This window comes from Streptomyces sp. NP160 (assembly GCF_006335115.1).
Lineage (GTDB): Bacteria > Actinomycetota > Actinomycetes > Actinomycetales > Quadrisphaeraceae > Quadrisphaera.
This window is the reverse complement of record NZ_VDMJ01000008.1, coordinates 1-11672: the sequence shown is the minus strand read 5'-3', so window position 1 is coordinate 11672 and position 11672 is coordinate 1. Positions and strand designations below refer to the sequence as shown.

Below are 11672 nucleotides of genomic sequence, written 5' to 3'. Positions count from 1 at the left end.
TCACTGCGCTGCGGAGCGTGCGAGCTCGACGTCCAGGCCCTCTTGGCGCATGCGCTGGTCGACGTACAGCAGGGCCGTCACCGCCGACTGCAGCGGGTACAGCACGGTGGAGACCAGCGCCGTCCCGAGGCCCGTGACGGCCAGCGTCACCGGGAGGTACCAGGAGCTCTCGGGTCCGACGACCGCGCCCACCACGGTGGCGATGATCCCGAACGGCGTCGTCACCACCGCCGACACCACGGCGATGCAGACCGCCGTCAGCAGCCAGATGCCCAGCAGCCGCCAGAAGCCGCGCTGCGACAGCCCCCAGGCGCGCCTGACCGCCCCGCCGACGCCCTGGCCCTCCAGCACCAGCGCCGCCGGCGCCAGCACGAGCCGGGTGCTCAGCCACAGGCTCAGCAGCAGCCCGAGCAGGGCCCCGAGCAGCAGCAGGCCGACCCCGCCCAGGACGGACCCGTCGCTGCCGCCGGTGGCGCCTCCCAGGAGCAGCAGGAAGCCCGGTGCCAGCAGCACGGCGAAGGCGAGACCGGTCGCCAGCGAGATGAGCAGCGACAGGCCGACCAGCGCGCCCAGCCGCTCGCGCGTGCGGCGCCACAGCTCGGCGCCGGACGTGCGGCGCCCGAGCACCGCGGTGCTGACCGAGACGGTCACCACGCCGGTGAGGACCGAGGTGGCCACGAGGGAGAGCAGCGCGGTGAGGAGGAAGCCGCCGAGGAAGCCCGGCACCGCTGACCCCAGGGAGTCGAAGACCTGGTCGGGCGTGGCGGTGGGGTCCTGCTCGAACGCCAGCAGGCTGCCCTGCAGCACCCCCTGCGTCACCAGCTGCGCCACCGTGATGATGACGACGACGACGGCCGAGGTGCCCAGCAGCGGCTTCGGGTTGGAGCGCACCGCCCGGAAGGCGCCGTCCCACAGCTCGCCCAGCGACAGCGGGCGCAGCGGGATGATCCCGGGGCGGGGGGCCTGGGCCGCCCACGAGCCGCCGGGCACCGGCGCCGGCTGGCCCCACCCGGGTCCGGGGGGCGCCGCCGGCGGCCCGCCCTGCGGGGGCGGCGGCGGGGGCTGCTGGCCTCCTGCGCCGGGCGCCGTCCAGCTGGGGGGCTCGCTCATGCGGCCCATCGTGGCACCCCGCCAGCGCCGACCGGGTGCACCACGGGAGCGAGCACCCGGGTGCACTCAGCCGGGTCAGGCAGACTGTCGGCGTGAAGGGACGCGTCCTCGTCGTGGATGACGACACCGCGCTGGCAGAGATGATCGGCATCGTGCTCGGCGCCGAGGGGCTCGAGGTCTCCTTCTGCGCCACGGGCAGCGGCGCCGTCACGGCGTTCCGCGAGTCGCGGCCCGACCTGGTCCTGCTCGACCTCATGCTCCCCGGCATCGACGGCATCGAGGTCTGCCGCCGCATCCGCGCCGAGTCCGGCGTCCCGATCGTCATGCTCACGGCCCGCACGGACAGCATCGACGTGGTCGCCGGTCTGGAGTCCGGCGCCGACGACTACGTGCCCAAGCCGTTCAAGCCCAAGGAGCTCGTCGCGCGTGTGCGCGCCCGGCTGCGCCGCAACGACGCCCCCGAGCAGGAGGTGCTGCGGATCGGGCCGGTCACCATCGACGTCGCCGGCCACGCCGTGCACCGCGGCGAGGAGCCCGTCAACCTCACCCCGCTGGAGTTCGACCTGCTGCTGGCGCTCGCGCGCCGCCCCTGGCAGGTGTTCAGCCGCGAGGTCCTCCTCGAGCAGGTGTGGGGGTACCGGCACGCCGCCGACACCCGCCTGGTCAACGTCCACGTCCAGCGGCTGCGCTCCAAGGTCGAGACCGACCCCGAGCACCCCGAGGTGGTGCTGACGGTGCGCGGCGTCGGCTACAAGGCCGGCCCGCCCTGACCGGCCAGCGCCACCAGCAGGGCGCCCTGCCGGTGCTGCGCCGCACCAGCGGTGCGCCGGGACGGTGGCGCCGGTGGTGGGGGTCGCTGCTGTCGGGACCCGGCCCGCGGCGGCGCTGGCGCCGGTCGCTGCAGCTGCGCGTGGTCGCCACCACCACCCTGCTCACGCTGCTCGCGGTGGCGCTCGCGGGCGCCTACCTCGCCGGGCGCATCAGCGACCAGCTCTTCGACAGCCGCCGCGACCAGGCGCTGACACAGGCGCTGCGGGGGGCGCAGGACGCGCAGACCCGGTTCGACCAGTTCACGGCCCAGAACAAGGACGAGGTGCAGCTGCAGGCCCAGACGCTGCTCGGGCAGCTGCAGGGCGTCGGCGTCGGCCTGGACCGCACCGTGCTGCTGCTGCAGCCCCCCGGCGCCGACCCGTCGACGTCCATCGGCACCGCGCTGTTCAGCGCCTCCGACGGACCGCGCACCGTGCCCGACGCGCTGCGCGCCGCCGTCCGGGACGGCGGCGACACGCAGCAGTACCAGTCGATCAGCGTGGACGCCGGTGGCCGGGAGCGCCCGTGGCTGGCGGTCGGGTCCATGGTGTCGGTGCCCATCGCCGGCGACTACGAGCTCTACTTCCTCTTCGACCTCTCGCGCGAGCAGGCCACCCTCGACGCCGTGCAGCGCACGCTGCTCGTCGGGGCCTCCGTGCTGGTGCTGCTCGTCGGCGTGGTCACCGCCGTCGTCGTCCACGGGGTGGTGGAGCCCGTGCGCACGGCCGCGGCCGTCGCCTCGAGGATGGGTGACGGGCACCTCGGCGAGCGGATGGTGGTGCGGGGCGAGGACGACCTCGCGCGCCTGGCGGCCTCCTTCAACACGATGGCGGCCAGCCTGCAGCAGCAGATCACCGAGCTGGAGCAGCTGGGCACGCTGCAGCAGCGCTTCGTCTCCGACGTCTCCCACGAGCTGCGCACGCCGCTCACCACCATCCGCATGGCGGGGGAGGTCATCCACGACGCCCGGGAGGACTTCCCACCCGCTGTGGCCCGCTCGGCGGAGCTGCTCTACACCCAGCTGGACAGGTTCGAGGACCTCCTGGCCGACCTGCTGGAGATCAGCCGCTACGACGCCGGGGCCGCCGCGCTCGACCTGGAGCGCGTGGACGTCGGCCTGCTCGCGCGCCGCGCCGTCGAGGGCGCCCTGCCGCTGGCCGAGCGCACCGGCAGCGAGGTGCGGGTGCTGGTGCACCCCGCCCCGCAGGGCGAGGACGGTGAGGACGGGTCCTGCACCGCCGAGGTCGACCGCCGCCGCGTGGAGCGCGTGCTGCGCAACCTCGTGGTCAACGCCGTCGAGCACGGCGAGGGACGGCCGGTGGAGGTGGACGTCGCCGCGGACGACGTCGCGGTCGCCGTCCGCGTCCGCGACCACGGCGTGGGGCTGGCCCCCGCGGACGCGGCGCGGGTCTTCGACAGGTTCTGGCGCGCCGACCCCGCCCGGGCGCGGACCACGGGGGGCACCGGGCTGGGCCTGGCGATCTCCCGCGAGGACGCCCTGCTCCACCGCGGGCGCCTGGAGGTGGTGGGACGGCCCGGAGAGGGTGCCACCTTCCTCCTGACCCTGCCCCGCACCCGCGACGCCCAGCTCGGAGCGGGCTCCCCGCTCCCGCTGCGCCCGATGCTGCAGATCACGGCGGCGCCCCGTGCCTGACGCGGTCCCACGGGGGCCCGGCGGCACCGCGCCGCCGCGCCCGAGCCGCCGCGCGGTGCTCGTGGCCCTGGCCGCCGTGTGGGGGACGGCGGCGGCGGGGTGCGCGCGGATCCCCGTCTCCAGCCCCGTGCGCCAGGGCGGTGTGGTGCAGGCGGACCCGGAGCCCGGCTACCGCGTCGACCCCGTGGGCCCGGTGCCGGGGGCGACCCCCGTGGAGGTGGTGCGCGGGTTCCTCGCGGCGGGGGTCGGGGTCGACGAGGAGTTCCAGGCGGCGCGCTCCTTCCTCAGCTCCTCGCGGCGGGCCAGCTGGCGGCCGACGGCCCGCACCGTCGTGCACCCGGCCGGCACGCTCTCGGTGGACCAGCAGTCCGACGCCGGGCCCGACGGGGCCGTGGTGGTCGCCGTGGGGGCGCCCGAGCTGGCCCAGGTCGACCCGACCGGTGCCTACCGCCCCTCCGCGGTGGGCCAGCGGCAGGACTTCACCGTGCGGCTGCTGCGCGAGCGGGGGGAGTGGCGCATCGACGACACCCCCGACCTGCTGCTGCTCGACGAGGCCCGCTTCCAGCAGACCTTCACCCAGCGGCCCGTCATGTTCGTCGCCAGGCCCGCTGCCGACGTCCTCGTCCCCGATCCGCGCTGGCTGCTCGACCGCCCCGCGACCGCCACCGCGCTCGTGGAGCAGGTGCTCGCCGGCCCTCCCGAGCAGCTCGCCGCGGCCACCAGCAGCGGCGCCCCGTCCGGCACGGAGCTCCCGGACGGCAGCGTGAGCATCGCCGGGGGCATCGCCACCGTGGACCTGCCCGCGGGGCTGCAGCGCCAGCGCCCGGCTCAGGTCCGCCAGCTCCAGCAGCAGCTCAGCGCCACCCTGCTGGCCTCCGGGCTGGGCATCACCCAGGTGGTGACGAGCCTGGACGGGGGCGAGCTCACCCCGGTGGGCGCCCTGCCGCTGCCCGCACCCCCGGACTCGGACGCCCCCCTCGTCCTGTCCCAGGACCGCGTGTGCCAGCTGGTCGGTTCCCAGCTGGTGCCGGTCGAGGGGCTGCCGGCTGTCCCCGGTGCCGCCTCCCCGGCCGCCCGCGGCGACACCGTCGTCGTCCTGGTCGGGGGGCGCACCGCCCTGCAGAGGCTCGGTGCGGCCGTGCTCGACGGCGCAGCGGAGGCGATGCCCGCCCCCCTCCCGCTGGGCGCCGAGCTCACGCCCCCCTCGATCGACGCCGACGGGTGGACCTGGACGACGCCCGCCGCGAGCACCGGATCGGTGCTCGCCGTCTCCGCGGACGGCGCCGCGGTGCAGGTGGCCGCCGCGTGGCTGGCCGGACGGCGCGTGCTCGGCGTTCGCGTCGCCGAGGACGGCGTGCGAGCCCTCGTCACCTCGACGGGGCAGCCGGGCCAGCCCGACGCCGTCCGCGTCGACGTCGCGGGGATCGCGCGCGCCGACGACGGCACGCCGCAGTCGCTGACCGCCGCGCAGGAGCCGCCCACCCCCTGGCTGTCCGCGGTGTCCGGTGCGGTGTGGGTGGGGACCACCGGTGTGGCGGTGCTCGGCACCGTCGCTCCCGGCAGCGCCCAGGCCGAGTCCGCCGGCCAGGCGGGCGGCGACCCCGCGACGCTCGGGGCGCCTGCGGTGTGGCTCGTCGACGGGGGCCGCGTGACCTACCTGGGCGGGCCGCCGCGCGAGGCCGAGGCCGTGACCATCGCCGGCGGGTCGGGGCGGCAGTCGCTCGTGGTGGGGGGCGCGGACGGGCGGATCTGGCCGCGGGAGGGGTCGCGGTGGCTGCCGCTGGCGGCGCAGCCCGCGCCCGCGTTCGACCCGGTCTACCCCGGCTGACCCGGCCCGCTCCCGGGTCGGCTCGTCCCACCGGTCCACAGCGCCGTCCACAGGCGTGCACAGCGCCGCCGGAGGTGCGTCGGCCGTCCACAGCGACGACTGCTGAGGTCCCGGCCCGGGCCGGCCGGGGGCACGGTGGACCCGTGGCCCCCGACGTCCCGGCACCCGGCAGCGCAGCGCAGTCCGCAGCACAGCCCGCAGTGCGCCTCCCCGCGGCACCGGGGCGCGCCCGACGCCGGCCGGGGCCGCTGCGGGCGCTCGCGGGAGCCGTCTGGCCCGCGGTCTGCGCCGGCTGCGGCGCCCCGGACGAGGCCGTCTGCCGGGCCTGCGCGGCGGCCCTGCGCGGCCGGGGCCTGCCTCCCGCCCTGGCCGGCACCACGGTGCGCGGGGCACCGCCCACCTGGGCCGCCACCGCCTACGAGGGGGCCGTGCGCCGCCTGCTGGTGGCTTGGAAGGAGCGGGACCGGAGCGACCTCGACAGGTGGCTGGCGCAGGGGCTGGCCGCCTCGGTGCTCGCGGCGCTGGAGCAGACCGAGCACCTGTCCGGCGCCGCTGCGGCCGGGACGGTCGGCGGTGCCGCGCCGGTGCTGCTGGTCCCCGTGCCGTCCCGGCGGCGGGCGGTCAGCCGGCGTGGCCGCGACGTCGTGGCGGACCTGGCGCGCTGCGCGGCGCGGCGCCTGCGCCAGCAGGGCCTGCCGGTGGTGGTGGCTCCGCTCCTGCGCCCCGCCCGCCGGCTGCGCGACCAGTCGGGCCTGGACGCGTCGAGCCGCGCGGGCAACCTCGAGCGCGCGCTCGTCGCCGTCGACGGCCGCACCCGGGACCCGGACCACCCCTGGAGCCGGCCAGGGCCCGGACCCGGGGGCACGGCCCGCACGTCGCTCCCGGCGCCCGTCGTCGTCGTCGACGACGTGGCCACCACCGGCGCGACCCTCGCCGAGGCCGCCCGGGCCCTGCGAGCGGCCGGTGCCCCCGTGGTCGCGGCGGCGGTGGTCGCGGCCGCGCAGCGGCGTGGCGACGGCGCGCCGGGTGACGGGTGGCGCCCGGGGGTGGTCACGACCGGAGGGGGCCGACTAACGTCGGTCCATGGCAGCCTCCTCGCCGTCCACCCCCGTGGTGGAGCCGAGCGCTGGCGCCCCCGCCGCCGTCGCGAGGGGGTGGTCGCCGTCTTCCTGAGCGCCGTGCAGAGCGCCTGATGCTCGTGCCTGCCGCACGGCGCGCCCTCCCGGTCCCCGCCACCGGCGCGGCTCACCCCTGGAGCCTGCGCGAGGCCCGGACCGCCATCCGTCCCCTGCAGCATCGGAGGAGAGACATCGTGGAGATCGTGGTCACCGCTCGGCACACCGAGGTGCCCGGACGGTTCCGCCGGCACCTTGACGAGAAGCTCGCGAAGGTCGAGCAGCTCGCGCCCAAGGTGCAGCGCATCGAGGTCGCCGTCAGCCACGAGGCCAACAAGCGGCAGTCGGAGCGGTGCGAGCGCATCGAGCTGACGCTGCGCGGCCCCGGACCCGTCGTGCGCGCCGAGGCGTGCGCCGGAGACGCCTACGCGGCCCTCGACATGGCCACCACGAAGCTCATGGAACGGCTCCGGCGGGCGAGCGACCGCAAGAAGGTCCACAAGAGCAGCCACGGCGGCAACCACGTGCGGGGCGCTGCCGAGCCGGTGCAGCCCCCCGCGGCCGCAGCACCCGCACCGCCCGCGCCCGCCGCTGCGGCGGACGCCGAGGAGGCGCCGCTGGCCCTGGACGACCACGTGCACCGCGGCGAGGCGCCGAAGGTCGCGGACGGCGAGTGGGTGCTGGGGGAGTCACCCGTCGTCATCCGCGACAAGGTGCACCCGGCCACCCCGATGACCCTCGAGGCCGCCCTGGAGCAGATGGAGCTGGTCGGGCACGACTTCTACCTCTTCGTCGACGCCGGGACCGGGCGGCCGAGCGTCGTCTACCGCCGGCGCGGCTGGAGCTACGGCGTGCTGAGGCTCGCCGGCGAGGGGGAGACCGCTGACGACGGCACCACCTCGGCCGAGGGGGCTGCCGCGCTGGACGGCGCGGCGGGGGCCGCCGTCGAGCGCCGGGAGCCCGTCGCCGCGGGGGTGGGCGACCGCTGAGCCGTCCTGGGGCGGGTGCCTGCTCAGGGCGCCCGCCCCAGCGGCTGCGCCGTGGTGGGCCGCCGGTCCTCGGTGCGCGGTGCGCCGTCCAGATCGCCCGGATCGGACGGATTTCCGCCAGTTCGGCACCGGATGTCGGCGAGTCGTCCGGGTGTGGAGGCTACGGCTGGCACGATGCTGTGGTCCGTGCGACGCGCGAGGAGCGCGCGATCAGGGCCCAGGCGCCGGCGACCCCGGCGGTGGGCGCACCGACGGCAGCGGGCGTGAGCGGGGGACGACGGGTGACGGGGTCTGGCAAGAGCGCCGAGGTGGCAGGCGGCGCCGCGGGTGACGCCATCGACGTGCGGTCCACCTACGTGCCCGGCGACACGATCCGCGTGCTCATGGCCGACGACCACGCCCTGTACCGCCGCGGTCTGGAGATGGTCCTCGACACCGAGGACGACATCGACATCGTCGGCGAGGCCGGTGACGGCCTGGAGGCGATCAACAAGGCTCGGGCCCTGCTCCCCGACATCGTGCTCATGGACCTGCGGATGCCGCGCCGGTCGGGGACCGAGGCGTGCTCGGCCATCAAGGCCGTGGCTCCCTCCACGAAGATCATCATGCTGACGATGAGCGACGAGGAGGCCGACCTCTTCGAGGCCGTCCGCGCGGGGGCGAACGGCTACCTGCTCAAGGACGTGCCCGGGGAGGACATCGCCGACGGGCTCCGCGCGGTCATGGGCGGCCAGTCGCTCATCAGCCCGTCGATGGCGGGAGCGCTGCTGTCGGAGTTCGCCGCGCTGTCGCGCGCCAGCGAGGCCCGGCCCTCGATGCCCGTGCCGCGCCTGACCGACCGCGAGGTCCAGGTGCTGGGGCTGGTCGCCCGCGGGATGGGCAACCGCGACATCGCCGCTGAGCTGTTCATCAGCGAGAACACCGTCAAGAACCACGTGCGCAACATCCTCGAGAAGCTGCAGCTCCACTCGCGCATGGAGGCGGTCATGTACGCGGTCAAGGAAGGCATGATCGAGTTCAGCTGACACCACCGGATCGTGCTGGGCCTCGCCGGGCGGCCGGTGAGGCTGTCGGCGGGCGCTGGCAGGCTCGGCCCGGTGACGGCGCGCACAGCAGCAGACCTCCTCCCCACCCCCGCCGAGCGCTGGACGGCGGCGCAGGCGCGGCGCACGGCGATCGCCGCCCAGGGCCTGGCGGCGCCGCGCCCGGTGGGGGAGCCCACGCTGCGCCACCTGCAGCGCGTCGTCGACGCGGTGGGCCTGCTGCAGATCGACAGCATCCAGGTGCTCGCGCGCAGCCACACCCTGCCGCTCTTCAGCCGCCTCGGGGACTACGACGTCGACCTGCTCCGCCGCGCCGCCGAGCAGCGGCCCCGGCGCCTCGTCGAGTACTGGGCGCACGAGGCCAGCTTCGTGCCGCCCTCCACCCACCGGCTGCTGCGGTGGCGGATGGCGCGGGCGGCCTCCGACGCGTGGGGCAGCGTGCGCAGCGTCGTCACCGAGCACCCCGGGGTGGTCGAGGCGGTGAGGGCCGAGGTGGCCGCAGGCGGGGCCATGAGCGCGCGCGAGCTCGAGGTGGCCCTCGCCCACGACGCGCCGCGGGCCCGCGACCACTGGGGCTGGAACTGGAGCGCCGTCAAGCGGGCGTGCGAGCACCTCTTCTTCACCGGTGAGCTGACCGCCGCAGGGCGCACGGCCTCCTTCGAGCGCCGGTACGACCTCACCGAGCGCGTGCTGCCCCCCGAGGTCGCCGCGGCCCCCGACCCGGACGAGGCCGACGCCGTCCGGGAGCTCGTGGAGGTCTCGGCGCGGGCGCTCGGCGTGGCCGACGAGCCGGCCCTGCGCGACTACTTCCGCCTCAAGCCGCAGGCGAGCCGCCGCGCGGTCGCCGAGCTCGTCGAGGCGGGCAGCCTCGTGCCGGTGGAGGTGGCGGGCTGGGCGCGGCCCGCCTACCGGTGGGCCGACGCGCCGCGGCCCCGGCGGGTGGCAGCGCGCGCGCTGCTCTCGCCGTTCGACTCCCTCGTCTTCTTCCGCCCGCGCACGGAGGAGCTGTTCGGCGTGCGCGTGCGGCTGGAGGTGTACACGCCCGCGGAGCAGCGGGTGCACGGCTACTACGTGCTGCCCTTCCTCCTCGGGGACGCGGTGGTCGGCCGGGTGGACCTCAAGGCCGACCGGGCCCGTGGCGTCCTCGTGGTGCTCGCGTCGCACCGCGAGCCGTGGGCGCCGCCGGAGACGGCGGACGAGCTGGCTGCGGAGCTGGCGACGATGGCCGCCTGGCTCGGCCTCGGCGACGTGGAGGTGGCACCTCGGGGAGACCTGGCCGGCGACCTCCTGGTGGCGGTGCGACGTCACACGGCGTGAGGCTTCGATCACGGTTCTGACCTGCAGTGACGAGGTCCACCGGGCTGTCGGTGGTGGCCTCTAGCGTTCTCGACATGACCTCCAGCGCGCTCCCGCGGTGGGTGGTCGGCGATGACGCCGACCACCTTCGCGGGCGCATGCGCGCGGAGGAGGGCGTCGTCGACCTCGCTGAGGGTCTGGGGAATGACTTCTGGGACGACTTCTGGGACGGCGACCTGGACGGCGTGCTCCACGCCCCCTTCGACGGTGACCCCGGTGCTGGGGGCGATGAGGCTGTGCTGGTCGGCTTCAGCGCCCCCTGGTGGGTCCGTGCCCTCAGCCAGGACCCGTTGACGGGGTCGATCGCTGAGCGGCGCCTGATCCGCCCGGCGATCGCGGCTGCGGTGGCTGGGGAGCCGTGCCCGGCTCAGGTCGCTGCGCTGGACGCCCTGCACGCTGCCCTCGGCGGTGGAGGTGACGGTGCTGGTGGGGTGGGGTTGACCAGCAGGGAGTGGACCGAGGTCACCGCAGCGGTGGAGCGGTGCACCTCCTACCTGTTCGCCCTCAAGCTGGTCTCGGTCTCGGGTCTGGACGCCGCCAAGCTGGCTGAGAACCCCGCCCGGGCGGCGGCGAAGGACTCCCGCCGCCCGGCCGCCGATGAGCTGGCGCCGGTGCTGCGGATCGCGGGGGGCACCGCAACCGCGTTGGTGGGTCTGGCTCGTCAGCTCGGTGAGCTGCCGGCTGCTGAGGCGGCGTTGACCGGTGGGGTGATGACCCCGGCGCAGCTGCAGGAGCTGGCCACGGTGTGCCGGCGCCTTCCGCAGGGCCCGGCTGGGGATGCGGCGCGGCGGGTGGTGGAGGCCACGGCGGTGGCTGCGGCGGCCACGTTGAGCCGTGCCCGCTTGGTGAAGGCGTTGGAGGAGGCGGCGCTGGAGGCTGACCCGGGGTACGCGGCCCGGGCGATGGCCGCGGGGGTGCAGGAGCGGGACGTGGTCTTGCGGCCTTCGCCCAAGCCGGGGTGTCAGCGGGTGGTGGCGGGTGGTGGCGGACCTGGAGACCGCGGACGCGGCGCGGGTGTGGCAGGTGATCAACCAGATCGCGGCGAACGCCCAGGACGGGGACACCTACACCGATACCGATACCGATGCCGCTGAGCAGGAGCAGGAGCGGCGCACCCGGGCGCAGCTGCGTGCTGATGTGCTGGTCAGCTTGGTGGTGGGTGACTTCTTCCCGACCCCGCACACCATCGCGCAGGCGCTGGGCCGGCCCCTGTCCGACGGCCAGACTGACGCCCAGACCGACGCCCACGCCGAGGCCGACCTCGAGGACGAGGACGACCTTGAGGACGACGGCGATGGCGGTGGGGGTGCTGGTGGGGGTGCTGAGCGCCGGCAGTCGCCGGTGGGTCCGATCGCTCCGGACACCCGCAGGCTGGTGCGCATCCCCACTCCGGAGCAGCGCGCCCACCTGTCCGAGGTCCACATCGTGGTGCTCGCTGACGACCTCGCCGATGACCTCGCCGATGACCTCGCTGACGACCTCGCGGATGAGGACCTGACCGACCCCGAGGACCCCGAGGACCCCGAGGACGGGCCAGATGACGGACCGGACGACGAGCCGGATGACGGGCCGGATGACGGGCCGGAGGACGGGCCGGATGACGGGCCCGACGAGGGGCCGGATGACGGTGGGCCACCGTCGGGGCCCAGCCCCGCCAGCAACGAGCACAGCACCCTGCCCACCGGCGAGAAGCTCACCGGCGAGAAGCCCACCGGCGGGGAGTCGAGCCCGTCGCCAACGGCAGGGGCCCCACCACGCTCTGGGTCC

General features: G+C 76.1%; 9 protein-coding genes and 1 pseudogene. 9 read left to right on the top strand and 1 reads right to left on the bottom strand.

The window, feature by feature from the left end:
• Entirely contained in the window at positions 1-1110 is a 1110-nt protein-coding gene (locus tag FHN55_RS05725; protein WP_139711299.1) for a glycerophosphoryl diester phosphodiesterase membrane domain-containing protein, read from the bottom strand.
• Between the two features lie 92 nt (positions 1111-1202).
• Between FHN55_RS05725 and mtrA the strand changes: the two genes are divergently transcribed.
• From mtrA to FHN55_RS05680, 9 genes and pseudogenes are all read left to right on the top strand, one after another.
• Positions 1203-1880 carry an MtrAB system response regulator MtrA gene (gene mtrA / locus FHN55_RS05720; RefSeq protein ID WP_139711298.1) on the top strand — a complete coding sequence of 226 codons (678 nt, stop codon included), beginning with the start codon at positions 1203-1205 and terminating at the stop codon, positions 1878-1880.
• Positions 1881-1912: 32 nt separating this feature from the next.
• Positions 1913-3574, top strand: coding sequence for an MtrAB system histidine kinase MtrB (mtrB, locus tag FHN55_RS05715; protein WP_139711297.1), 1662 nt, complete (start codon positions 1913-1915; stop codon positions 3572-3574).
• Positions 3567-5402 carry an LpqB family beta-propeller domain-containing protein gene (locus FHN55_RS05710; protein WP_139711296.1) on the top strand — a complete coding sequence of 612 codons (1836 nt, stop codon included), beginning with the start codon at positions 3567-3569 and terminating at the stop codon, positions 5400-5402. The genes mtrB and FHN55_RS05710 overlap by 8 nt, the downstream gene beginning before the upstream one ends.
• A gap of 143 nt (positions 5403-5545) precedes the next feature.
• Complete coding sequence (locus FHN55_RS05705; RefSeq protein WP_257570728.1) at positions 5546-6595, top strand: ComF family protein; 1050 nt, start codon at positions 5546-5548, stop codon at positions 6593-6595.
• 119 nt (positions 6596-6714) lie between these two features.
• Positions 6715-7506: a ribosome hibernation-promoting factor, HPF/YfiA family gene (gene hpf / locus FHN55_RS05700; RefSeq protein WP_139711295.1), complete on the top strand. Its 792-nt coding sequence runs from the start codon at positions 6715-6717 to the stop codon at positions 7504-7506.
• A 308-nt stretch (positions 7507-7814) separates the two neighbouring features.
• On the top strand, positions 7815-8531 hold the full coding sequence (locus FHN55_RS05695) for a response regulator transcription factor (RefSeq protein ID WP_257570727.1): 717 nt from the start codon (positions 7815-7817) through the stop codon (positions 8529-8531).
• Between the two features lie 12 nt (positions 8532-8543).
• Complete coding sequence (locus FHN55_RS05690) at positions 8544-9866, top strand: winged helix-turn-helix domain-containing protein (RefSeq protein WP_218974382.1); 1323 nt, start codon at positions 8544-8546, stop codon at positions 9864-9866.
• A 74-nt stretch (positions 9867-9940) separates the two neighbouring features.
• The gene (locus tag FHN55_RS05685) at positions 9941-10999 is read left to right on the top strand and encodes a hypothetical protein (RefSeq protein WP_139711294.1); all 1059 of its coding nucleotides are present in this window, start codon (positions 9941-9943) and stop codon (positions 10997-10999) included.
• Positions 10929-11672: pseudogene (locus tag FHN55_RS05680) on the top strand (hypothetical protein); the annotation flags it as partial. The gene FHN55_RS05685 and the pseudogene FHN55_RS05680, both read left to right, overlap by 71 nt.

Excerpts from the sequence above, each read along its gene's own strand:
- FHN55_RS05685 (WP_139711294.1), top strand. The coding sequence starts at position 9,941 with ATGACCTCCAGCGCGCTCCCGCGGTGGGTGGTCGGCGATGACGCCGAC.
- FHN55_RS05725 (WP_139711299.1), bottom strand. The coding sequence starts at position 1,110 with ATGAGCGAGCCCCCCAGCTGGACGGCGCCCGGCGCAGGAGGCCAGCAG.